Genomic DNA, 20,997 nt, shown 5'->3' with positions numbered 1-20,997 from the left:
CGGGGCACCAAAGGATCCATCCCCCAGTACAAAGGCTATCAACCAAGAGGCTTCCCGGGAGGCTGGCGGCGTTCCAGGCATCAGCGAGACAACCGGCTCCAGTCGTCAGGGGACCATCCCCCGCTCGCCATTCCCTTCCTTGCCCCGAATCCCTTCTTCGAGATCAACCCGCGAGGGGTCGGACTACGGGCGAGCCCGTGCCGCCGGGTGGATTCGGGCGAGCCGAACGCACCCGGTGATGTCAGCCAGTCTTCGGGCCTGCGGGGTCCTGTCGCGCGGGGGATGGTCCCCCGCCTCCAAGACAGGAGCCAAACAGATGTCCCGCAAAGATGCTCACGCCTTCGCAGCCTCCCTCGCCGCCACGCTCATGGTCTCGATCGTCGTCTTCCAGGCAGGGGATGGAACCTTCGGCGCCGTCCCCGCCGATGAAATCGACGGCGACGAGGTCGTGATCGTCTCGGAATACGATCCCTTCGGGTGAGGCTTCGGCCTCACTTTTCATGGGCTCGGGCACGGCGCTGGAGCGCCTCCGGGCCTATCGCCGACCGAGTGGCCGTGCGCCGATGAAATGCACGGTCATCGGACTATTGCGCGCCTGACATCACTGGCAGGCCATCCTCGCGCCATTCCGGCAAACCGCCGTCAAGGCGGCGCGCATTGATGCCGTGTTTGCGCAGGGCGGCCACAGCCTGATGGGCGTAGATGCAATAGGGGCCTCTGCAATATGCTACGATTTCGGCGGCCAGATCGAGCGTCGGAATGATCCGCTCGATCTCAATCAGCGGCATGTTGAGCGCGCCCGAAATGTGACCTGCAGCGTATTCGTCTGCGGGGCGGACATCGAGCACGGTCACAGAACCCTCGGCGATCCGGACTGCCAGGTCTTCCCTGCTCACCGGCTCGGGGGCATCCTTGCCGCTTGAAAGCCCTCGCAAGATACGCTCGACCTGCGCGAGATTCCGCTCCGCAACGATGCGCAGAAGGTCCATCAGCGCGAGCGTTTTTGCGTCGGTCAGCCGGTAGATCACCGCCTTGCCGTCGCGGCGGCTGGTGACGAGAGCGGCCCGGCGCAACTGTTGCAGGTGCTGCGAGCAGTTGGCGATGGTGAGGCCTGTCTTGTCGGCCAGCGCCTCTACGCCGCGTTCGCCTTGCGCCAGTTGTTCCAGCAGCATCAGACGCGCCGGTGCCGACAAGGCGCGCGCGACGAGGGCGTATTCCTCCAGCAGGGCGAGCTTCGGGCTGATTGACAAGGCGTGTCTCCTGACGCTACATCATTCAAGCGATGACTTGAATAATAGCGATTCCATCGCGCTCCACAAGCCCCAAGGCCAGCACCCATGTCCGAGACCATCCTTGCGACTGAGGCGTCCATCCGACTTTCCATCTTTCTGGGTGTTCTGGCGGCGATGGCGCTTTGGGAAGTGGCAGCCCCCCGGCGCAGGCTGGAGATCCCGCGCGTCATCCGCTGGACCAACAATCTCGCTCTTGTCGTTGTCGATACGATCATCCTGCGGCTGTCGTTCCCGATCCTTGCGGTCGGGCTTTCTGTCATGGCTGAGGACCGTGGCTGGGGGCTGTTCAACAATATCGACGCGCCCGTGTGGGTGGCCATCGTCGTCTCGATGCTTCTGCTCGATCTGGCGATCTATCTCCAGCACGTGATGTTCCACGCGATCCCGGGCTTGTGGCGGTTGCACCGGATGCACCACGCCGATCTTGATTTTGACGCCACGACCGGCCTGCGCTTTCATCCCGTCGAGATCCTGATCTCCATGGGGATCAAGCTAGCGGTGGTCGCGGCGCTCGGACCGCCCGCCATCGCGGTGCTGCTGTTCGAGGTGATCCTGAACGCCACCGCGATCTTCAACCACGCCAACATAGACCTTCCGCGCCCGGTGGACCGTGTGCTGCGGCTGTTCGTCGTTACCCCCGACATGCACCGTGTCCATCATTCGATCGATCCGCGCGAGACCAACTCGAACTACGGCTTCAATCTGCCGTGGTGGGACTGGCTGCTCGGCACTTACATCGCGCAGCCCGCTAAGGGGCACCAAGGGATGGAGATCGGGATCGAGCAATTCCGCACACGTCGCGACCTGTGGCTTGACCGGATGTTGATCCAGCCCGTCCGCGGCCCGGCATCGGGCCATGCGCTCGATCCCCGTAACACGAAAAAGGAGCCCGCCAAATGACCGCAAGCGACTTCACGCGAGGCATCCGGGAAAACCAGGTTCAGGTCGCCCATCAGCTGATCCAGGTGATGCTGGTGGGTTTCGCCATCGGGATGACGCGCACGGTAGTCCCGGCTTTGGCCGAAAGCGAGTTCGGGCTGGAACGTGGCGCTTTCCTTCTGCTCACCTCTTTCGTCGTGGCCTTTGGCACGGTGAAGGCGGTGATGAACTTTGTCGCCGGCCGCTGGTCGGAACGGATCGGCCGCAAGCGCGTGCAATTCTGGGGCTGGGTTGCAGCGCTGCCGATCCCGGTGATGATCTGGTATGCGCCCGACTGGAACTGGATCGTGGCCGCGACCCTGCTGCTTGGGGTCAACCAGGGTCTCTGCTGGTCGATGACGCAGACCGCGAAGCTTGACATCACCAACGCCGAAGAACGTGGCCTCGTCATGGGGCTCAATGAGTTTTCGGGCTATGTCGGCGTGGCGTCCGCGGGCATCTTGACCGCCTACATCGCCGAAGCCTTGGGCGCACGGACCGGACTTCTGGTCTTTGGCATGGCCGTGGTTCTGCTGGCACTGCTGCTCTCGGTGGTCTGGGTCAAGGACACGCTCCCCTGGGCCAGGGCAGAGACCGCCGCGCACAAGGCAGCACCGCCGAAATCCTTGCCGCGCTATCCCGAAGGCGTCTCTGATCACCCCACAACGGGCGAGGTCTTCGCCCTGATGAGCTGGCGCGACCGACGCCTCTTCGCGATCTCCCAGGCTGGGCTTGTCGAGAAGTTTGTCGACGCCCTGGTCTGGGCGCTGTTCCCTGTTTTCCTGGTTAGCCGAGGTGCAAGCCTGACAGAGGTCGGCTGGATCGTCGGCACGTACGGCTTTGTCTGGGGCGGCTCGCAGCTTATCACCGGGCGGCTGTCGGACCATGTGGGCCGGTTCTGGCCGAACGTGCTGGGCATGTGGATCTGCGGTGCAGGTGTTGCGATGGTGGTCATGGGCAGCGGCGCGCTCTGGTGGTCGGTCTCGGCAGGTGTGGCGGGCTTTGGAATGGCGCTCCTTTATCCGAACCTTTCGGCGGCGGTTGCGGACATCACACCGCCCGCTTGGCGTGGGTCGGCCATCGGCATCTACCGCTTCTGGCGCGACCTCGGCTACGCCATTGGTGCGCTCGGCCTCGGTCTTGCTGCCAGCCTGACAGGCGCGGCTGAATCTGCCTTCTGGTTCGTCGCGATTTCCATGTTCGTCTCTGGCGCCGTTCTCTTCTGGCTCGGCGAGGAAACCCATCCGCGGCTTAATCCGGCCCGCAAAGGAGGCCAGCTTTGAAATACCTTATCCTCCTGAATGATCCGCCATATGGCACCGAGCGCAGCTTTAACGGTTTGCGGATGGCGCACGCGCTCGCCAAGAACGATCCCGATGCAGAGATCACCGTCTTCCTGATGGCGGACGCCGTACTTTGCGCCAAGGCTGGCCAGAAGACGCCCGATGGATACTACAATATCGAACGCATGATCGGTCTGGTCCTGTCTGCCAAAGGGCGCGTCCTGATGTGCGGCACCTGCATGGACGCGCGTGGCCTGAACGAAAAAGACATGGTGGAGGGGGCGACCCGCTCCACCATGGACGGACTCGCGCAGGCTACGATCGCGGCGGACAAGGTTCTGGTGTTCTGACTGTCCGCCGCGGGCATTTTCAAGCACAGATCGCTGCGTCAGGGTGCGCGGAGTTCCTGGTACTCTCCGCCTGTCCGCAGGGTCACGGTTACTGGCTCGTCGGTGCGGTTGCGCCAGAACCAGCCATGGTTGCCGGTGAAGGCTGCGACGAGCTCGCCTGTCTTTTCGGGCACAGCGCGGCCCTGTTCATAGCTGATTTCCTCACCGCTACCGTCGCCGTGCTGGTCGAAGTTCACCACGCCACCATTCGCGGTCCACGCATAGCGCGCGACCTGGCCTTGCTCCATGACAAGCTTCACCTCGACGCCTTCGCCGGAGGGCAGCGTATAGCTGACCTCGTCTCGCCACTCCGAAGCGTCGGCCTCGGCAACAGCCACCTCGACGGGTTCGGGCGCTACTGCGGCGACCCCCTCGGGTGCCGGGTCGGCGGCGGCTGGTGCGGCGGCACCAGGATCGGACAGGCCGGGGGGCGTGCCGATTACGGCGGCGATGGTGGCAAGCTGGGCGTCGATCCGGTCTAGCCGCGCGAGGATTTCCGGGGCGGCGACTTCTGTTTGGGGCGCTACGGCAGCTGGCGTGGCGGCACGAGCATCAGCCTCCGCTTCAGCCGCAAGTTGCTGCTTGATCTCGCCCATCTCGGTCAGCCCGGTCAGGGCTCCGACACCCGTCGGGTCGATCCCATATTCAGCAGGTAGCCAGAACAGGACGAGGATCGCGCCGGCTGCCCCGGCCGCAAGAAGGGTGGAACGGATCAGGCCGCCGGAGGTGGCAGGAACGGGTTGGACGTTCTGTGTGGCGGCGAAGACCCGCGGTTCTGCCCGCAGGGGGGCTTTGGGTGCTTCAAAACGGTTGGTCATGGGTCAGCCCTCCTTTCAGGCGACAAAATAGCCGGTGATCTGCAGGCCCATCAGGGCAAAGCCGGCCACCATCATCAGAACATTCGCGGCATAGGCCTGCCGCGCGAAGGCAGGCCGCCCCCGCCACTGGGTCATCGCTGTCAGGATCAGGGCGAGCGCCATCAGCTGGCCAAGCTCCACACCCACGTTGAAGGCAATAAGATTTCCCAGCAGGCCATCTGGCGAAATCTCATAGCTCTGGATCTTCGTGGCCAGACCAAAGCCGTGCAGCAGGCCGAAGATCAGTGTCGCGGCCTTGGTGTTCGGCTGCACCCCGAACCAGAGGCGGAATGCGCCAAGGTTGTCGAGTGCCTTATAGACCACCGAAAATGCGATGATCGCATCGATGATGTAGGCGTTGATCGAGATGGACCACCAGACGCCCGCGATCATCGTGACTGAATGGCCGATGGCGAAGATGCTGACGTAGGTCGCGATGTCTTTCGACCGGTAGAGGAAGAAGATTACCCCTGCGAGGAACAGGAGGTGGTCGTAGCCCGTCACCATGTGCTTGGCACCGAGGTAGATGAAGGCGATCGGGCGGAAGCCAGTAACCTCCTGCACATAGCCCGCGTCGCCTTCGGTGACGTTGTGGGCAAAGGCCGCGTCTGCAAGCAGAAAGGCGGCAAGGGTCGTGGCCAGCGCAACAAGTGCCTGCCATGGCGTGAAGGGGCGCCATCGCGCCCGTGGGGAGGATGTCATCTTTGGATTATCCTGACTGATGGAACTGTCGGACCGCCCGCTTGGGGCGGCGGCTCAGATCAACGTCAGGCGGGGTGGCCGTCGCGGCCCGTCGCGGATCGTGCCATCCGCAGCAAGGGAACCGGGGCGCAGCGTCCGCAAGGGTGGCGGCGGCACTTCCGCCCCTGGTGATGCGAGCAGCGCCGCGCCTACATGATCGTGGTCGCTCGAGTCGTGATGATCCGACCCGGCAATGTCGTGCGAATGGCCATGCTCGGCGTGATAGGCCCGGTGATCGGCTTCGGCAGACACGGCTCCGGGACCATGCTTGACCGCTTCGATGGCGGGTGCGACTGCCAGCGAAATGGCAAAACACAGGGCCGCCCAAAGCGTCCTGATCCCCCGCCATGTCGGTTGCCGTGCCTGCATCGTTGTCCTTCGGGGTTGACCCCGCTTAGCTTCTTGCCTCATCCCCCCTAGGGGGATAGGCTGGATATATGCCAGAAGATCATACACACGCAAGCCACACTGCTATCGCCACCCGGCTGAAGCGCGCCGAGGGGCACCTGCGCCGCGTGATCGGGATGATTGAGGAAGGGCGGCCCTGCGTCGATCTTGCGACACAACTTCACGCTGTCGAGCGCGCGGTGGCCGAGGCGAAGCGGGCGCTGATCCATGACCATATCGACCATTGCCTCACGGCAGGGGGCGATCACGACCTGGCCGAGATCAAGGCCCTGACGAAGCTGCTCTGAGATGCTGTCCACCCTCCGCAACCCGACCTTCCGCCACCTCTTTGCCGCGCAACTCGTGGCACTGCTGGGCACGGGACTGGCCACGGTAGCGCTTGGTCTTCTGGCCTGGCAGCTCGCGGGCGACAACGCGGGTGCGGTGCTGGGCACGGCGCTGGCAATCAAGATGGTGGCTTATGTGACGCTGGCCCCTGTGGCGGCGGCGATTGCCGAACGCCTGCCGCGCCGGGCGTTTCTGGTGGCGCTGGACCTGATCCGGGCGGGCGTGATCGCCTTTCTGCCCTTCGTCACCGAGGTCTGGCAGGTCTATGTGCTGATCTTTTTCCTGCAGGCCGCCTCGGCCGGCTTCACCCCTTCCTTCCAGGCCGTGATCCCCGACGTGCTGAAAGACGAGGATGACTATACCAACGCTTTGTCGCTCCTAAGGCTGGCCGAGGATCTGGAGCAGTTGGCCTCGCCCATGCTGGCGGCGCTGCTGTTGACGGTCGTCAGCTTCCCGGTGCTCTTTGCGGGCACGACTATCGGCTTTGTTGGCTCGGCGCTGCTGGTCGTGACTACGCGGCTGCCCGGTCGGGCGGCGAGGGAGCCCGGCCATTTCTGGGCCGATGTGACCAAGGGAATCCGAATCTACACCCGCACCCCGCGTCTGCGCGGACTGATGGTGATGGAGGCGTCGGTCGCCGCCGCAGGCGCAATGATCTATGTGAACACCGTGGTGCTGGTGCAAGCCCGCCTCGGCTTGGGCGAGGAGGCCGTGGCGCTGGCATTCGCAGGCTTCGGCGCGGGCTCGATGCTGGCGGCCTTCCTTCTGCCGCGCATCCTCGAGCGGCTTACCGACAGGCCGGTGATGATCGGCGGTGCGACCCTGATGGTCGCAGGCGTGGCCCTGGTTCCATTCGTTGCCAGCCTTTCAGCGTTGATCGCGCTCTGGGCCGCAATCGGCTTTGGCTTCTCGCTGACACAGACGCCCATCGGTCGAATCGTCAACCGCTCTGCGCGCGAAGCCGACCGCGGCGCCGTGTTTGCTGCGCAGTTCGCCCTGTCCCACGCCTGCTGGCTGGTGACCTACCCGCTTGCAGGCTGGATTGGTGCCGGCGCGGGGCTTTCGGTGGCGGCGATTGTCCTCGCCATCATCGGCGCGGTCGGGGTGGCGGCCGTGCTGCGCCTCTGGCCCTCCGACGATCAGGCTGTCTTGGCTCACGATCACCCGGACCTTCCGCCCGATCACCCGCATCTGGCCGAACACGCGCCGCATCACGCCCATCCCATCGTCATCGACGACCTGCACCGCCGCTGGCCGAGGGCGGCGTGATGTCACGGCTTTGCGGCGGCATCACGGCCCGGCGGCGGGCCAGTTCACGGTAAAGCGCCTCGCGTGACACGCCGATCTCGGCAGCAACGCCTTGCAGTTGGCCCTTTCCGGGAAGGGCATTCCCGTCGCTCAGCCAGGCGTCGAGCCGTGCGCTGACGGTCGGGAAGGACCGCACCTCGACGCGGAAACGGGCCTCCTGCACGGCACGCGCCAGATGCGCGGCCCATCCCGCCGCAAGAATGGAGTCCTGCCGAATTCGGGCGTGGAAAGAGACCAGCGGCAGCGCTCGCGCCTCGGTGCTGCCCACGGCCACGGCCCAGCAGTGGGTGCGTGCGGCATAGGCAGAGGCTTCGGCGGGCACCTTCGCCGCAATTGGCGAGATCGTTGGCCTGTTGCGCGCCGACCCTGCGACTGACTGGACCCGCGTCGATATCGAGGCCCTGCGTCAGCACCTGATCGACATGGACAACGTGACGCTACGCAGCGAAGTTGCGGCGGCGGAGGTGCCGGAGGGTGCCGTCTTTTCGGTCACCTCGGACGATGCCAACGTGGTCGCCTCTATCCAGCGGATGGTCACAGCGCACGCGGCTACGATGGACGATCCGTCCGGGTGGCGCTACGGCGCGGTCGCCACGGCAACAGGCGCGGACCTGACCGTGACGGGCGACGCGGCGCAAATCCGTGCGCTCGGCTTCATCGGTGCCATGACGGTCGGCATGCACCACCAGGCCCATCACTGGGCCATCGCAACCGGGGCCGCGCCGCATCAGTGATCAGGCAGCAGGATAGCTCGTGAAGACCTCGGTCGTCCCATCCCGGCGGATCAGGATCACGTCATAGGCGTCCCTTTCGCTTTCCGGTCCCATCCCGGGCGAGCCGTAGGGCATGCCCGGGACTGCCAGCCCGACCGCATCAGGACGTTCGGACAGCAGTCTACGGATGTCGGCAGCCGGGACGTGGCCCTCGAGGGTATAGTCGGCCGTCGTTGCGGTGTGGCAGGAGGCAAGCGCGTCCGAGATACCACGTTCGCGCTTGAACGCTGCCAGATCCCCGATGCTGCGTTCCTCGAAGCTGACCGAGAAACCGTTGTCGCGCAGGTGGCCGATCCAGCTGTTGCAGCACGGGCAACCGGGGTCCTTGACGACATGAATCCCCGGATCGCCTTCCGCATGCAGGGGCACGGCAGCAAGACCGGCAAGAGAGGGAATTGCGAGAAGAAGCGTGCGTCGGTCGATCAGCATGTCAGTCATCCTTTTCGTCTTGGGAGAAAGATAGCAACTTGCGGGCAATCGGCGAGTGTCTGAGTGCAATGGCAAACCTTGATCGGCAGACGCCGATCCGAGTTTCATTGTGAACAGGGTCGACCATGGACGTCCTGTTCTACCCAAGGACTCGCCGGATCTTGGGCAGGGCAAAGCGTCGATCCTCGTGATAGTCGATGATGCTGGCAAATCGCCCGTCCGCGTCGAACAGGAACACGCCGGCGGTGTGGTTCATTGTGTAATCGCCACCGTCGCGAGGAACCTTTTCGAACCGCGCGCGAAATCCTGCGACGGCGCGTTCGACTTCTGCCACCGGTCCTGCAATCCCTGTGATGCGGGGATCAAAGCTCGCCAGATAGTCAGACAAGACCGGTCCAGTGTCGCGTTCGGGATCCACGGTGATGAACACCACGTTCAATCGGTCGGCGTCGGCACCAAGCTCGTCCAACCAAAGCGAGATGTCGCTCAAAGTGGTCGGGCAGACATCAGGGCACCAGGTGAAGCCGAAGAAGGCCAGCGTCGGTTGGCCGACCCAGTCAGCGGGCGTCACACGGTTACCGCGGTGGTCGGTGAGGCTGAAAGCCATCTCGGCGACCGGCAACGGCAGCAGCGCCGGGCCTGCCCCTTCGCGGCTACGGCTTTGCCACCAGCCGAGACCGAGCATGTAGGCCGTGGCGCCCGCAACTCCGCCGAGGCCGAGGATTACTGTCCGGCGTCCGCGCAATCCGGTCCCTCCGCGCGCATCGAAAGGACATCGACGGTCACGGTCACCTCACCTGCCGCCTGGAACATCAGCGTGACCGGGAAGGTCTCGCCTTCCTTCAGGGCCGCGGTCAGATCCATCAGCATCCCGTGGTATCCGCCGGGCGCCAGTGCCACTGTCTGACCTGCCGGGACCGGCACAGCCATGGCATGCGGCATCGAGGCGACGCCATCGCTGACCACGGTTTCATGCAGCATTGGCATCCCCGCCGCCGGGGTGGCGATCCCTACCAGAGCGTCGTCCGTGCCACCGTTGTTGGTGATCTCGAGATAGAGCACGCCAGGCCGACCCGCACCGATAGTGGCGCGCGACCAGGCGTTCTGGATGGTCAAATCACCCAGTGTGACCGTCTCGCAGGCGAAGGAGGCAGAGGCGGTCAGGGTCAATATGGCGGAGAAGGCAAGGGCTTTCATGGATCTCACAATCTGGAACGAAGGTCGGCAAGGATTTCGGAAGCAGGCGTGCCGTAGGTGAATTGGCGCAGCCAATCGCCTTTGGGCCCGATGAGGTAGAGCGCGGGGCTGTGGGACATCGTGTAGCCATCGGATGCGGCCGCATCGTCCTCACGCGCGAAGTGGATGCGGAAACTGTCCGCTGCGGCGCGCGTCTGCGCCGCGTCTCCGGCCAATCCGATGATCGCCGGGTGGAAGGCGGCGGTGAAGTCGGCCAATCCCAGCCGGCGGTCGCGCTCCGGATCGATGGAGATGAACAGAGGCTGTACGTTGCCAGCGTCCGGGCCGAGATCGTCCATCACCTGGGCGACTTCGGCGAGCGTGGTCGGACAGACATCCGGACAGTTCGTGAAGCCGAAGAAGACTAGAAGGTGCTTGCCTCCGAAGTCTGACGGCGAAAGCAGGCGACCGGTCTCGTCCGGAAGGGAAAAGGTCGGGCGGAACGGGGCGTCGGCCACAATTCCGGGTGACGGGTCCGTATCACGCAGCAGGGTTGCGTAGGCAAGGACAGCGATCCCCGCCGCCGCCCACAAGGCTTTCTGCATCCCTGTCAGTCGCATCCGTCTCCAACTCCTCATTCGGCATCATGGCTAGACCCTCCAGCTACTTGAGGTTCAAGGCTCAATTCTCGACGTCACGCAACGGTGAAGCCTCAGCCGAACAGGACTGCCCGCATACGGCTCAAGTTCAACACGACGATCATGATTGCGATCAGTGCGCAAAGCCCGGTCGGCCATAGCGGTGTTTTGAATCCAAGTCAGTCATGCGGTCATTCGGCTTTGCTCCAATTCAAGCCGATCCAGCGCGGGACCAACGCGGCATATCGGTCATACTCCAACCCGACTGAGCGCCGAAGGGCAGCCTCTTCCGACCAGACTTGTGTCACGGCCGACCAGAGAAACAGTAGCAGCGCAATGATGCTCGGAGTGGATGGCACAGCAAGAGCGACCCCGGCCAAAAGTGCCGCCTGCCCAACAAAGGTTGGATTGCGACTAAATCGGTAGAGCCCGCCCGTAACCAGTTCACCTGTCTCGCCGCCGACCACTCCAACGCGCCAAGACGACCCCATCGACATCTGGGCGGCAAAGGCCACCATCGCACCGAGCCCTGCGACAAAGACCCCGATTAGGCCGATAAGGACGGCACGGCCCTCGGTCCAGAGCGGATCGATCTTGTGGAGCATGGGCACGGCGAGCCAGAGGAGTGGCCCGAAGAAGGCGAGTGCATAGGCCGCACGGAACCCAATGGCGGCCAGTCGGTCGCGCCCCGTGGCTCGAGAGAAAAGCCAGACGGGTTTACCCGCAGCCTGTGCCGCCATGGCGCTGCCCCAGAAGAACAGCGCGAGATAGCCGAAGAGAAGAGCCAGCGCGGCCCAGCTAAAACCGGAGATCATCGCATCACGCCTCGCGTTCCGGGTTGAACCGCAACAGGCGCAGCGCGTTCAGAGTGACCAGGACAGTTGCCCCGGTATCGGCAAGGATCGCGATCCATAGGCCGGTCAGACCGAAAACCGAGGTCACCAGAAACACTGCCTTCAGCCCAAGCGCGATGGTCACGTTCTGGCGGATGTTGGCCATCGCAGCCCGCGACAGCCGGATCGTGGCGGGAATGTCCGTCACCCGGTCGCGCAAGATCGCCGCATCCGCGGTTTCCAGCGCCACATCGGTGCCCGACCCCATAGCCACGCCGACACTCGCCTGTTTCAGCGCGGGCGCGTCGTTGATGCCGTCGCCGATCATCATCACGCCGTCCCGCGTGCCGATCTCGCGAATGTAAGCGAGTTTGTCCTCCGGCATCATGTCGGCCTCGAACTTCAGGCCCAGATCCCCGGCAATGGCCGCTGCGGTGCGCGGATTGTCCCCGGTCAGGATGACAGAAGAGACACCCATCGCCGTTAGCTGCCGCACGGCTTCCTTTGCATCCGCGCGCGGCTCGTCCCGCATGGCGATCAGGCCGAGCGGAGTCTTTTTGCGGAAGACAGCGACAGCGGTCTTACCTGCATCCTCGAACACCGTGGCCCGCCGCAGGCCAAGACCATCGAGGCCATCGTGCTCCATCGCATAGCGCGGCGAAGCAACCCACGCGGAGGCCTCGCCAACGGTAGCAACCACGCCTTTGCCCATCAGAGCCTTGGCATCCCGCGACGGCAGAGCAGCAACACCGGCCTCTTTCGCCTTGTTGAGGATGGCGATGGCCAGTGGATGGCTCGACCCCGTCTCGACCGCTGCCGCCACCGCCAGCAGGTCCGCCTCGGTGATGCTGCCGAAGGGCACGACATCGGTGACCTGCGGTCGACCATGTGTCAGGGTGCCGGTCTTGTCGAAGGCGACCCAGCCAACCTTGGCCGCAGCCTCGATCACGGCGCCGCCCTTCATCAGCAGCCCGCGTTTCGCACCCGTCGACATGGCTGAGGCGATGGAGGCCGGGACCGAGATGACGAGCGCGCAGGGGCAACCGATCAAGAGCAGAGCCAGCCCGCGATAGATCCAGGTATCCCATGGCTGACCAAAGACCAGCGGCGGCACCACGATCACCAGTGCCGCCACCGCCACGATGGCGGGCATGTACCAGCGGCTGAAGCGGTCGATGAAGCGTTCGGTTGGCGCGCGGGCCTCTTCAGCTTCTTCGACCAGGCGGATGATGCGGGCGATGGTGTTGTCCTCGGGACCCTTGGTGACGCGTACGCGCAAGGCCGCCTCGGTATTGATCGCCCCCGCAAAGACCGAGTCCCCCGGTCCGCGCGACTTCGGCACGCTTTCCCCCGTCACCGGGCTTTCGTCGATGCCCGAGGTGCCCTCGGTGATCTCGCCATCGGCAGGAATCCGGTCACCGGGGCGCACGAGGATCATCTGGCCGATGGCAAGGCTGGACGCCGGAACCTCGCGGGTCGTGCCCCCAACCTCCAGAAGGGCCGTTTTGGGCACGAGATTTGCCAGCGCCCGGATTCCGTCCCGCGCCTTGCCCGCGGCCACACCTTCCAGCACCTCGCCCACGGCGAACAGGAACACGACCAGCGCTGCCTCCTCGGCCGCGTCGATGATCAAGGCACCGATGGCCGCGATGGTCATCAGGCTTTCGATGGTGAAGGGTTGGCCCATCCGTAGCGCGGCGAAGGCACGATGCGCCACGGGGGCGACACCGATCAGGCAGGCAGCAATGAAGGCCCAGCGACCGATCTCGGGCGCGAGGGTTTCCACAACCCAGGCTGCCCCAAGGAGCAGGCCGGTCACGATCACCAAGCGCCCCTTGGCGGTCTGATACCAGTGCTTGCCCCGATCGGCGGGTTCGTCATGCACATGGCCGAGGCTGTCGTGGCCGCTGTCGTCAGACCTTACTATCCGTTCCGCCTGCGTGGCGTAGTCGTGACTTGTGTGGTCGTCTCCGCTATCCTCGCCGCGCGGGTTGGTCGCGGGGGGCGCCCCCGGCAGAACGAAGTCCTTCTTCGCCCCGGCCGCGCGCGGCGCGATCCCGTAGCCTAGCGACTTGACCGTGGACTCAATCTTCTCGCGGCTGGTCCGGTCCTCGTCCAGCGTCAGGCGCAGGCGTTCGGACATGATGCCGACCTCGACGCCGCTGACCCCTGGCAGCCGCGCCACAGCATCTTTGATCTTGGTGGCACAAGATCCGCAGTCCATGCCCGAAACTGTCCAGTCGCAGGTGGCTTCGCGTGTAGCGTCTGTCATCGTCGTCCCCTCTGTCCGAATGCGGACAGTTGCCTTCATCGAATCAGGAACCTAATGTCTCTAGCAACTATAGCTTCAAGGGGAATCTAGTGCTGACCATCGGGAAACTCGGGCAGCAGGCCGGGGTCAAGGTGCCGACAATCCGATACTACGAGCAGATCGGCCTTCTTCCGGAGGCCGAGCGCAGTGCCGGAAACCAACGCCTCTACAGCCGGAAGTCGCTCGAACGGCTGGCTTTCATCCGACATGCGCGCGACCTTGGCTTCACACTCGAGGCGATACGCGACCTCCTCAGCCTGTCGGACAGGCCCGACCAGTCCTGCGCCGCCGCCGATGCCATAGCCAAAGCGCAGTTGGCCGAGGTCGAGAGCCGCCTTGCCCGCCTCACGGCGCTTAAAGCTGAACTCGAACGCATGGTCCTGCAATGCGCGGGCGGTCGGATCGCAGACTGTCGGGTGATCGAGGTTCTGGGCGACCATTCCCTCTGCGCGACCGATCACAGCCACCCGGAACCCGAGTTGTCCTCGTGACCGCCCCTGGCACACTCGCCATCTACATCTGTGCCGCACTCGCCGAAATCGCAGGCTGTTTTGCGGTCTGGGCCTGGATGCGGCAAGGGGCAAGCATGCTCTGGCTGGTCCCGGGGATCCTGAGCCTTGCGGCCTTTGCGTGGCTCCTGACTCTTGCCCCTTCGGATTTCGCCGGGCGCGCCTACGCGGCCTACGGTGGCATCTACATCGCCGCCTCGCTGGTCTGGCTGTGGGCAGTGGAGAAGCAACGACCGGACGCGTGGGACCTGAGCGGTGCCATGCTCTGTTTGCTCGGAGCGGCAATCGTCCTCTTTGCACCGAGGGCAACCGGAAACTGATGCGACGCAGCGGGTTCCGGCGAGCAATGATCACCTTCGTTCACCGGCGATGTCGCGAACTTTCAGTGCCGAAGAGCAGGCATGGGCAAGCCCAACCAACAAGCCATTGCAACTTAGTGATTTCATGTGGAGGAGGTTGAACCGCATTCCCTCCCCCTCCTCCTGTCGTCCAATCTACATTTAGACTGGCGCTAGTATCCCTGACCGATAGCAGTCTGTAGGCTTGCCCGATGGGAAAGGAGGCTTTGGGCCGGGTGCGTCGCCGCTTTCGCTCAACCGACCGCCAACTCGCCTGCCGTCTTCCCTGCCTCCACCGCCTCCACGAACCACTGCGGCTTGCGCCCACGACCCGACCAGGTGAGTGCCGGGTTCTCAGGGTGCCGGTACTTCGCCACGGCTGGCGCACGGGTCTTCTTCACCTCGACGCCGATCAGATCGGCGAGGGAATAGCCCATCTCCTTGGCGATGGCTTCCAGCTTGGCGCGGGCCTCGGCCTTGTGCCGGTCCTCGTACGTGGAAATCGCCTTGGCGAGGTCCTTCTGCATTTGACGCAGTTCCTTGAGCGACATCGCCTCGAGATTGAAATCAGCCATTGGGCCCTCGTGTCCTGAATGATGCGTCCGGGATAGCCGTCAGGCTGCAACATCGCAACTCCCACGGAGGACGCCGCGATAGGGCAGGGGGATGAGGTTGGCTTGAGCCGCCGGGTCGATGCTCTCGAAGATGCTTCAACCCCGTTGCCTTGGCCAGGAAGGCCGAGTTCTGCGAGAGCCCCAGGCCGCTCCTATCCCCGGTGCCATCCCTTCGACTGACAATCCCCTAAGCCTGTTCGGCCTCTGGCGCGCAACCCCGCGTCAGTCCGGGCCGTGTTGGCTAGCGATCCTGAAGGATCGCGTCACCTGCCCGCTCCACCCCGGCCCTCTGGAGGTTTCCGGTCGACGTTCCGTCTCCCGTGCACGCCTCAGCCGACAGGCTTTTTCCGGGTCTTGTCGAAGGGACGGTCCCAGGGACAGGAAACACAGGAGCTTAGCATGCAGAACATCGTCATCCTCGCCGGCAACATCGGTCAAAAGCCCGAAGTGCGCTCGACCCAAAGCGGCACGAAGATCACCAACTTTACCCTGGCCACCTCGCGGCCGCGCCTCTCGGAAGGTCGCGTGATGCGCGACGAGAACGGCTACCGGGTCATGGACACCGAATGGCACCGCATCACCTGCTTCAACGGTCTCGGCAAGACGGTCGCGGAGCACTGCGAGAAGGGCATGAAGGTCCTCGTCCACGGCCGCATCCACTACACCAAGTGGACCGACGCCACCGGCACTGACCGCTACGGCTGCGAGATCATCGCAGAGAGGGTCGACTTCCTGAGCCGCCCGAAATCGGCCGAGAACGAAAACCCCGAGCTGGTCGATCGCGACGACGAGATCCCGTTCTGAGGAACGGGATCTCCCCCGACAGGACCCGGCGGGGAAACCCGCCGGGTTCGGACGTTCCAGTCCGGAACTGCCACTAGGGTTGTGGATCGACACTAGCGAAACTTGTCTGCAGCGGCCGTTCATGCATGCTGCAGCAAGTGCACATTTGCTTCTCGCATTGGCCAGATACCTACAATGTTGGCGGATGGGCGAAAACGGCAGTGACCATTAACCGACCACAGTTACCGAGCAACAGAATGACCTACGCCAGCTGGAAAAAATGCGACTTCCAGGTTCACTCGCCGCGGGACCCGAACTGGGTAGGCGCGCGTCCTGTCGGCTCAGGCGAGGTTGACCCCGCGACAGGGCAGCCGGTGCTGCCCGCACAGATAGAAGCGGCCCGCGCGCAATGGGCGGATGAATTCGTGGGGCAATGCGCTGACCGCGGACTGCAGGCCGTCGCCCTGACCGATCACCATGAAATGATCATGATTCCTTATGTTATGAGGGCCATCTCGAGCCGAATGAAGGCCGACCCCGGCTTCAGTCTGTGGCTGTTCCCCGGCATGGAGCTGACCTGTCGTGGCGGTGTTCAGTGCATCATCCTGTTCGACACGGACCTTCCAGAGAACAGTTGGCAGCTGGCTCAGGGCAAACTCGGTATCGACTACACGGTGCTTGATCCTAACCAGGCCAAAGGACCGCCGCTCACGCAGCTGGAGAGTGTTTACCCTGATATCGGCGCCGCGCTCGACACACTTCCGGGGTTGAAGGGACGATACATTATACTGCCGAATGTTTCGCAGGGCGGTGGCCACACTGTCCTGACGGAGGGCAGCCATGCTGATTTCCGGCGGATGCCCTATGTGGGCGGCTATTTGGATCGCGGCCAAACCCTCGATACCCTCCTGGCCAAGAATCGCCAGCGCCTGTCCGGTGAGCTGGAGCAGTGGTCTGTGCGGCGTATCTACCCGTTGCCGACCTCTGATTGCCGTTCTGCCGACCGCGCGCATCTCGGGACAAATAACACTTGGATCAAGGTGGCGGCTCCCACCGCTGAGGCGGTACGGCAGGCGTTTCTCGGGTTTCAGTCCCGGATTTCGATTGGTCCGCCCCGGCTGGCATCGCTGGCCGTCGCAAAGCTCAAGATTGAGGGCTCTGCGATCCTTGCGCCCACCGAAATTTCATTGAGCCCTGAACTGAATTCCTTCATCGGCGGACGCGGCAGCGGAAAGAGCTCGCTTCTGGAATACCTTGCGTTTGCTTTGGGACGCAGCAGCAGTGATGCGCAGCGTGATCATTATTCTGAAACCGCTCGCATGCGGGACCTCATCACCGACACACTGACCGCCAAGTCAGCCACCGTTACGATGGACCTGTTGCAGGACGGGGCTGTGTTCACGATTGTGCGCAGCCCGGCCACGTCGTACCAGCCGAAGATCACCTACCCCAACGGCACGTCCCAGACTATCTCGACAAAGGAGTTGCGCGCTCTGTTTCCGGCTGTTGTCTACAGCCAGGGCGAGCTAGCGGAGATTGGCAAACAGGCGGGGACCAAGGCTGAACTCAGCGACCTCCTTCAGTTTGTTGATGCGGACTATAAGCGCGAGGATGACCGCCTTCTGGCCGCCATCGCTTCCACGAAGGGCAGCGTCACCAGCGCTGTCCAGAAGCAGGAGGAGTTTTGGAGTCAGCAGGCGAACCTGCACCGGCTGATGACCTCACGCGATTCACTGCGGCAGCGGGTCGCCGCCCTGGAAAAGACTTTGCCGAAGCTGTCGGCGGAAGATCAGGCGACGGTTGCCTTCTTTGATGAAGCCGCCGAGTTTGAGGCAAAGCGCATTCAGGCGTCCAAGCACGCGGATCAGATTGTCGGCGATCTTGTCGCTACCGCTGCCGCCCTGGATAAGAAGCGGGACCTTTCGTCCGCGCTTGTATCCGAAACGAAGGCCATCGCCGAAAGCTATGCCGCGCTCCACACACAGTTTGCAACGGGCCTGTCGGCTCTTGTTGCAGCACTGAAAACTGACCGGGCGGTGCTGACTGAAGCTGAAACCGCGTGGAAGACCCTTTTCGAGAAGGCGCGCGTTGCGCGTGACGCTGTTCTTGAAAAGTTGGGGGAACATTCCACCGTAACGGCGCAGATCGTCAAGCTGAGAGAGCAGATCGCCCAGCTGACAAACGAGATCAACGACCTGGAAGCGCTCCTGTTAGCGCAGGGCGATCCGGGCACCGCGCTGACGGCGGCGCTGATTGCATTGAAGGAGGCTGTGGCTGCCCGGGCCACCCGCACGCAGGCTTGGGCCAAAGAAATCGAAACCCTGTCGGCCGGAAAGATAGAGGCTGTCGTCGATCCTCAAGGCGACATCACTGCCATCAGGGAGGCGATCGATATCGTCGCCGCCAAGACGGGATCACAGGAGGCCACGCGCATCCGCGAACTGGACGAAGGCCTCCGCGCGCACGGGCTTTGGACGTTCCTCGACCGCCTGCGGGCGGACTGTTTTTCTCTGTTGTACTGGCGGCTCCTCGGCTCAGCGACGGGGGCGGAGCCTCCGGCCTGTTTGGATTTGCTGAAGGTTCTGGGCGCGAGCGACAAGTTGCGTGATGCGATCACGGAAAGGATGGACACAGCGCGCCTGGTCGCGATTTCTGCGGCGGTACCGGTGCCCGCGATCACCCTCAGCTACATCGACAAAACCCGAAAGATATCGTTCGAGAAAGCATCGGAAGGGCAGCGCGCTGCGGCCCTCTTGTTTATGCTGCTTGAGCAGCCCGGCGGTCCGCTTATCATCGACCAGCCGGAGGGCGACCTCGACAACCGCATCATTGCTGAGCTTACAGACAAGCTGCACACGGCGAAGGGCAAGCGCCAGATAATTTTCGCCAGCCACAACGCGAACATCGTCGTCAATGGATCGTCGGAGCTGGTAGGGCATCTTGAAGTCACGGACACCGGAGCCCGTCAGTTCGAATGTGTCGGCGCGATTGATGACCCGGAAATCCGCAAGGTCATAACTGGGACCATGGAGGGCGGCGAGCGGGCATTCAAGGACAGACAAAACAAGTATGGATACTGACTGGACAACTGCTGGTTACCGATCAGCATTTTGCAATGCGCATACAAGTCACTTCGGGACCAATGCCTGCGCGACGAGCGAACGACCGCTTGCATCCATGTTGGCGGACGCGGTGCCCTACCTCAGACTGAGTTCCGCCCAAACTGCCAAGAGTCTGAGTTGTGCCGGTTTCCCGGTGACGGGTTGATGGCTGGGAGAGTGGCTCCCGGCGCCTGTCACGGGAGATAGCCGATGGGCGTTGTGGAAGTTCTGGATCCAGTCGCACCGGCGCGGGCGGGTGGCTGGAAAGTGGATGTGAGCCGGGGTGAGCGGAACGGGCGAGTGTCGTCCGAATGGTTCAACCGGCCCGATGATGAGCGGTATCTGTCGCTCGACGATCTCTGGGCCAATGTGAAGGGCCGCTCCGAGCGCAGCCGCAGCCGGGTCGTGCAGACGGCGGACATCCGCGTCGAAGCCGCGCGCAACAACCCCGAGCGGCTGCACCTGATGCTGCCGAAGGCACATGAGCCGGTCGCGCCGACGCATTGGGCCTTCGGCCAGCTTGCCAGCATCGTTGGGGCCCCGGCCTCCTACCTGAGGCAGCTGCCTGCGCCGCTGGCCGGGATCAACCTGCAATACGGCCTGACCAATCACCGCGCCGAGCAGGTCAAGACCTTCGAGACGGAAGACGGTCGCACCGAACTGCGTGCGGTGACCGGCCCCGACTATGGCCGCATCCATGACCATGAACTCGTCGAAGCGGTGCAGCGCATCGCGGGTAATGGCACGGGCGACACGCGCTGGAAGGTGCCGGGCGTGCTCGACTGGCCGACCGGGGTCTACAACCCCGATGTCGAGATCAGCCGCGACACGACCACGCTCTATGCCTCTGACCGCGATGTCTTTCTGTTCCTTGTCGACGATCACAACCCGATCGAGGCGGGCCGTCTGCCCGACGGCTCCCCCGATCTCTACTTCCGGGGTTTCTACTGCTGGAACTCCGAGGTGGGCGCCAAAACCCTCGGCATGGCGAGCTTCTACCTGCGGGCGGTGTGCCAGAACCGCAACCTCTGGGGCGTCGAGGATTTTCAGGAGATCACGATCCGTCATTCCAAGTACGCCGCGTCGCGCTTCGCCCATGAGGCGGCCCCGGCGCTGACGCGGTTTGCCAATTCCTCGCCACAGGGCTTCGTGAACGGCATCAAGGCGGCGCGGCAGCAGATCGTCGCGAGGTCGGACGAGGACAGGGATGACTTCCTGCGCAAACGCGGCTTCTCGAAAGCCGAATCCGGCAAGATCATCGAGAAGGTGCTGATGGAAGAGGGCCGCCCGCCCGAAAGCATCTTCGACTTCGTGCAGGGCATCACGCGGCTGGCGCGCGACAAGACCCAGCAAGATGCCCGCCTCGATATGGAGGGGCGCGCCAAGAAGCTCCTCGACCGGGTCGCCTGACGCAGGCCCCGACACGGCGACCGCCTGCATCCGCGGCGGTCGCGCACTCCCCTTCCACATGCATCCCACTCGCCCCGCCCCGAGAGGGCAGGGGGGTCCGGTGCGTGCAATTCAGCGAGACCCCTATGACTCCCCAGGAAGAAACCATCATCCTTGAGGCCCGCGACATCCTCGGCCGCTACCTCAGCCAGAACCCGGTCATCGGCAGCTGGCAGGCGCTGATGGACTATTGCGCGTTCAGCGTCCGCGGTCCGATCGAGCGATTCCACGTGCTCTACCTCGACCGCAAGAACCGCATCATCTCCGATGAGCTTCTCTCGACCGGCACGGTCGACCATGTCCCGGTCTATCCGCGTGAGGTGATCAAGCGGGCGCTGATGCTGAACGCCAGCGCCTTGATCCTGATCCATTATGTGGCGCGCCACATAATGGACCTTTTGTGCCCCGTTTTCTTATGTCTCCTACCGTCAAGATGGGTTGGTCTTTCAATGGCTTGTGGACCGAAGTCGGACACATAACGGTGCTCGCCGTGCAACATGACCGCACCTGCCATTTTCCA

General features: G+C 63.7%; 25 protein-coding genes. 13 read left to right on the top strand and 12 right to left on the bottom strand.

All coding sequences use genetic code 11. The features are described from left to right. The first annotated feature begins 316 nt into the window (after positions 1 to 316). On the top strand, positions 317 to 481 hold the full coding sequence (locus FOA17_RS19975; RefSeq protein WP_007803240.1) for a hypothetical protein: 165 nt from the start codon (positions 317 to 319) through the stop codon (positions 479 to 481). 103 nt (positions 482 to 584) lie between these two features. Here the strand turns inward: FOA17_RS19975 and FOA17_RS19210 are convergent, their stop codons facing one another. Next, complete coding sequence (locus FOA17_RS19210; RefSeq protein ID WP_140848781.1) at positions 585 to 1,250, bottom strand: ArsR/SmtB family transcription factor; 666 nt, start codon at positions 1,248 to 1,250, stop codon at positions 585 to 587. Positions 1,251 to 1,337: 87 nt separating this feature from the next. Here FOA17_RS19210 and FOA17_RS19205 point away from each other — a divergent pair, with 87 nt between their 5' ends. From FOA17_RS19205 to FOA17_RS19195, 3 genes are read left to right on the top strand one after another with little or no spacing between them, the layout of a single operon-like run. Next, a complete protein-coding gene (locus FOA17_RS19205) occupies positions 1,338 to 2,192 on the top strand; it encodes a sterol desaturase family protein (RefSeq protein ID WP_149143132.1) in 855 nt (284 codons plus the stop codon). Continuing rightward, a complete protein-coding gene (locus FOA17_RS19200) occupies positions 2,189 to 3,493 on the top strand; it encodes an MFS transporter (RefSeq protein ID WP_149143131.1) in 1,305 nt (434 codons plus the stop codon). The genes FOA17_RS19205 and FOA17_RS19200 overlap by 4 nt, the downstream gene beginning before the upstream one ends. Further along, positions 3,490 to 3,843, top strand: coding sequence for a DsrE/DsrF/TusD sulfur relay family protein (locus FOA17_RS19195; protein WP_149143130.1), 354 nt, complete (start codon positions 3,490 to 3,492; stop codon positions 3,841 to 3,843). Before FOA17_RS19200 ends, FOA17_RS19195 begins: the two co-directional genes overlap by 4 nt. Positions 3,844 to 3,881: 38 nt before the next feature. On the opposite strand, the gene FOA17_RS19190 is transcribed toward FOA17_RS19195, so the two are convergent. Genes FOA17_RS19190 through FOA17_RS19180 form a run of 3 tightly spaced genes read right to left on the bottom strand, consistent with a single transcriptional unit; the run spans position 3,882 to position 5,849 of the window. Next, positions 3,882 to 4,700: a hypothetical protein gene (locus FOA17_RS19190; protein WP_203232359.1), complete on the bottom strand. Its 819-nt coding sequence runs from the start codon at positions 4,698 to 4,700 to the stop codon at positions 3,882 to 3,884. Between the two features lie 15 nt (positions 4,701 to 4,715). After that, positions 4,716 to 5,441 (bottom strand): HupE/UreJ family protein, encoded by a 726-nt coding sequence (locus FOA17_RS19185; RefSeq protein ID WP_149143129.1) that lies wholly within the window; start codon positions 5,439 to 5,441, stop codon positions 4,716 to 4,718. A 54-nt stretch (positions 5,442 to 5,495) separates the two neighbouring features. Continuing rightward, the gene (locus FOA17_RS19180; RefSeq protein WP_149143128.1) at positions 5,496 to 5,849 is read right to left on the bottom strand and encodes a hypothetical protein; all 354 of its coding nucleotides are present in this window, start codon (positions 5,847 to 5,849) and stop codon (positions 5,496 to 5,498) included. Positions 5,850 to 5,917: 68 nt separating this feature from the next. Here FOA17_RS19180 and FOA17_RS19175 point away from each other — a divergent pair, with 68 nt between their 5' ends. After that, positions 5,918 to 6,175, top strand: coding sequence for a metal-sensing transcriptional repressor (locus tag FOA17_RS19175; protein ID WP_149143127.1), 258 nt, complete (start codon positions 5,918 to 5,920; stop codon positions 6,173 to 6,175). Between the two features lies 1 nt (position 6,176). Beyond that, a complete protein-coding gene (locus FOA17_RS19170; protein ID WP_149143126.1) occupies positions 6,177 to 7,484 on the top strand; it encodes an MFS transporter in 1,308 nt (435 codons plus the stop codon). On the opposite strand, the gene FOA17_RS19165 is transcribed toward FOA17_RS19170, so the two are convergent. Further along, on the bottom strand, positions 7,444 to 7,791 hold the full coding sequence (locus FOA17_RS19165; RefSeq protein WP_203232358.1) for a Crp/Fnr family transcriptional regulator: 348 nt from the start codon (positions 7,789 to 7,791) through the stop codon (positions 7,444 to 7,446). The two genes, FOA17_RS19170 and FOA17_RS19165, sit on opposite strands and share 41 nt — an antisense overlap. Positions 7,792 to 7,876: 85 nt before the next feature. Between FOA17_RS19165 and FOA17_RS19160 the strand changes: the two genes are divergently transcribed. Further along, positions 7,877 to 8,257 (top strand): hypothetical protein, encoded by a 381-nt coding sequence (locus FOA17_RS19160; RefSeq protein ID WP_149143124.1) that lies wholly within the window; start codon positions 7,877 to 7,879, stop codon positions 8,255 to 8,257. Here the strand turns inward: FOA17_RS19160 and FOA17_RS19155 are convergent, their stop codons facing one another. From FOA17_RS19155 to FOA17_RS19130, 6 genes are all read right to left on the bottom strand, one after another. Next, a complete protein-coding gene (locus FOA17_RS19155) occupies positions 8,258 to 8,725 on the bottom strand; it encodes a DUF411 domain-containing protein (protein ID WP_420841726.1) in 468 nt (155 codons plus the stop codon). It abuts the gene before it with no gap. Between the two features lie 139 nt (positions 8,726 to 8,864). Further along, positions 8,865 to 9,410: an SCO family protein gene (locus FOA17_RS19150; RefSeq protein WP_149143193.1), complete on the bottom strand. Its 546-nt coding sequence runs from the start codon at positions 9,408 to 9,410 to the stop codon at positions 8,865 to 8,867. Between the two features lie 38 nt (positions 9,411 to 9,448). Then, positions 9,449 to 9,922 (bottom strand): copper chaperone PCu(A)C, encoded by a 474-nt coding sequence (locus FOA17_RS19145; RefSeq protein WP_149143122.1) that lies wholly within the window; start codon positions 9,920 to 9,922, stop codon positions 9,449 to 9,451. 5 nt (positions 9,923 to 9,927) lie between these two features. After that, complete coding sequence (locus FOA17_RS19140; protein ID WP_149143121.1) at positions 9,928 to 10,521, bottom strand: SCO family protein; 594 nt, start codon at positions 10,519 to 10,521, stop codon at positions 9,928 to 9,930. A 209-nt stretch (positions 10,522 to 10,730) separates the two neighbouring features. Continuing rightward, the gene (locus tag FOA17_RS19135) at positions 10,731 to 11,354 is read right to left on the bottom strand and encodes a methyltransferase family protein (RefSeq protein ID WP_149143120.1); all 624 of its coding nucleotides are present in this window, start codon (positions 11,352 to 11,354) and stop codon (positions 10,731 to 10,733) included. Between the two features lie 4 nt (positions 11,355 to 11,358). Further along, the gene (locus FOA17_RS19130; RefSeq protein ID WP_149143119.1) at positions 11,359 to 13,644 is read right to left on the bottom strand and encodes a heavy metal translocating P-type ATPase; all 2,286 of its coding nucleotides are present in this window, start codon (positions 13,642 to 13,644) and stop codon (positions 11,359 to 11,361) included. An 89-nt stretch (positions 13,645 to 13,733) separates the two neighbouring features. Between FOA17_RS19130 and FOA17_RS19125 the strand changes: the two genes are divergently transcribed. Beyond that, positions 13,734 to 14,174 carry a MerR family transcriptional regulator gene (locus FOA17_RS19125; RefSeq protein WP_149143192.1) on the top strand — a complete coding sequence of 147 codons (441 nt, stop codon included), beginning with the start codon at positions 13,734 to 13,736 and terminating at the stop codon, positions 14,172 to 14,174. Then, on the top strand, positions 14,171 to 14,512 hold the full coding sequence (locus tag FOA17_RS19120; RefSeq protein WP_238991899.1) for a YnfA family protein: 342 nt from the start codon (positions 14,171 to 14,173) through the stop codon (positions 14,510 to 14,512). The genes FOA17_RS19125 and FOA17_RS19120 overlap by 4 nt, the downstream gene beginning before the upstream one ends. A gap of 272 nt (positions 14,513 to 14,784) precedes the next feature. Here the strand turns inward: FOA17_RS19120 and FOA17_RS19115 are convergent, their stop codons facing one another. Then, positions 14,785 to 15,105, bottom strand: coding sequence for an H-NS histone family protein (locus FOA17_RS19115; RefSeq protein WP_149143117.1), 321 nt, complete (start codon positions 15,103 to 15,105; stop codon positions 14,785 to 14,787). A gap of 438 nt (positions 15,106 to 15,543) precedes the next feature. Here FOA17_RS19115 and FOA17_RS19110 point away from each other — a divergent pair, with 438 nt between their 5' ends. The 4 genes from FOA17_RS19110 to FOA17_RS19095 all read left to right on the top strand — a co-directional run bounded on the left by FOA17_RS19110 (position 15,544) and on the right by FOA17_RS19095 (position 20,956). Further along, on the top strand, positions 15,544 to 15,948 hold the full coding sequence (locus FOA17_RS19110; protein WP_149143116.1) for a single-stranded DNA-binding protein: 405 nt from the start codon (positions 15,544 to 15,546) through the stop codon (positions 15,946 to 15,948). Between the two features lie 236 nt (positions 15,949 to 16,184). Then, positions 16,185 to 19,007 carry a TrlF family AAA-like ATPase gene (locus FOA17_RS19105; protein ID WP_238991898.1) on the top strand — a complete coding sequence of 941 codons (2,823 nt, stop codon included), beginning with the start codon at positions 16,185 to 16,187 and terminating at the stop codon, positions 19,005 to 19,007. Positions 19,008 to 19,238: 231 nt separating this feature from the next. Beyond that, on the top strand, positions 19,239 to 20,438 hold the full coding sequence (locus tag FOA17_RS19100; protein ID WP_149143115.1) for a DUF932 domain-containing protein: 1,200 nt from the start codon (positions 19,239 to 19,241) through the stop codon (positions 20,436 to 20,438). Positions 20,439 to 20,563: 125 nt separating this feature from the next. After that, positions 20,564 to 20,956 (top strand): JAB domain-containing protein, encoded by a 393-nt coding sequence (locus FOA17_RS19095; protein WP_338029128.1) that lies wholly within the window; start codon positions 20,564 to 20,566, stop codon positions 20,954 to 20,956. Positions 20,957 to 20,997: the final 41 nt, after the last annotated feature.

Source organism: Gemmobacter caeruleus, assembly GCF_008271655.1.
Lineage (GTDB): Bacteria > Pseudomonadota > Alphaproteobacteria > Rhodobacterales > Rhodobacteraceae > Gemmobacter > Gemmobacter caeruleus.
Note: the sequence above shows the minus strand (reverse complement) of the source record. Positions and strands in the feature narration are given on the sequence as shown.

What these genes read in the sequence shown, in the direction of transcription:
- FOA17_RS19170 (WP_149143126.1), top strand. Translation starts at nt 6,177, where the DNA reads ATGCTGTCCACCCTCCGCAACCCGACCTTCCGCCACCTCTTTGCCGCG.
- FOA17_RS19110 (WP_149143116.1), top strand. Translation starts at nt 15,544, where the DNA reads ATGCAGAACATCGTCATCCTCGCCGGCAACATCGGTCAAAAGCCCGAA.
- FOA17_RS19150 (WP_149143193.1), bottom strand. Translation starts at nt 9,410, where the DNA reads ATGCTCGGTCTCGGCTGGTGGCAAAGCCGTAGCCGCGAAGGGGCAGGC.
- FOA17_RS19180 (WP_149143128.1), bottom strand. Translation starts at nt 5,849, where the DNA reads ATGCAGGCACGGCAACCGACATGGCGGGGGATCAGGACGCTTTGGGCG.
- FOA17_RS19105 (WP_238991898.1), top strand. Translation starts at nt 16,185, where the DNA reads ATGACCTACGCCAGCTGGAAAAAATGCGACTTCCAGGTTCACTCGCCG.
- FOA17_RS19185 (WP_149143129.1), bottom strand. Translation starts at nt 5,441, where the DNA reads ATGACATCCTCCCCACGGGCGCGATGGCGCCCCTTCACGCCATGGCAG.
- FOA17_RS19175 (WP_149143127.1), top strand. Translation starts at nt 5,918, where the DNA reads ATGCCAGAAGATCATACACACGCAAGCCACACTGCTATCGCCACCCGG.
- FOA17_RS19095 (WP_338029128.1), top strand. Translation starts at nt 20,564, where the DNA reads ATGACTCCCCAGGAAGAAACCATCATCCTTGAGGCCCGCGACATCCTC.
- FOA17_RS19155 (WP_420841726.1), bottom strand. Translation starts at nt 8,725, where the DNA reads ATGCTGATCGACCGACGCACGCTTCTTCTCGCAATTCCCTCTCTTGCC.
- FOA17_RS19100 (WP_149143115.1), top strand. Translation starts at nt 19,239, where the DNA reads ATGGGCGTTGTGGAAGTTCTGGATCCAGTCGCACCGGCGCGGGCGGGT.
- FOA17_RS19205 (WP_149143132.1), top strand. Translation starts at nt 1,338, where the DNA reads ATGTCCGAGACCATCCTTGCGACTGAGGCGTCCATCCGACTTTCCATC.
- FOA17_RS19115 (WP_149143117.1), bottom strand. Translation starts at nt 15,105, where the DNA reads ATGGCTGATTTCAATCTCGAGGCGATGTCGCTCAAGGAACTGCGTCAA.
- FOA17_RS19200 (WP_149143131.1), top strand. Translation starts at nt 2,189, where the DNA reads ATGACCGCAAGCGACTTCACGCGAGGCATCCGGGAAAACCAGGTTCAG.
- FOA17_RS19975 (WP_007803240.1), top strand. Translation starts at nt 317, where the DNA reads ATGTCCCGCAAAGATGCTCACGCCTTCGCAGCCTCCCTCGCCGCCACG.
- FOA17_RS19130 (WP_149143119.1), bottom strand. Translation starts at nt 13,644, where the DNA reads ATGACAGACGCTACACGCGAAGCCACCTGCGACTGGACAGTTTCGGGC.
- FOA17_RS19145 (WP_149143122.1), bottom strand. Translation starts at nt 9,922, where the DNA reads ATGAAAGCCCTTGCCTTCTCCGCCATATTGACCCTGACCGCCTCTGCC.
- FOA17_RS19190 (WP_203232359.1), bottom strand. Translation starts at nt 4,700, where the DNA reads ATGACCAACCGTTTTGAAGCACCCAAAGCCCCCCTGCGGGCAGAACCG.
- FOA17_RS19135 (WP_149143120.1), bottom strand. Translation starts at nt 11,354, where the DNA reads ATGATCTCCGGTTTTAGCTGGGCCGCGCTGGCTCTTCTCTTCGGCTAT.
- FOA17_RS19140 (WP_149143121.1), bottom strand. Translation starts at nt 10,521, where the DNA reads ATGCGACTGACAGGGATGCAGAAAGCCTTGTGGGCGGCGGCGGGGATC.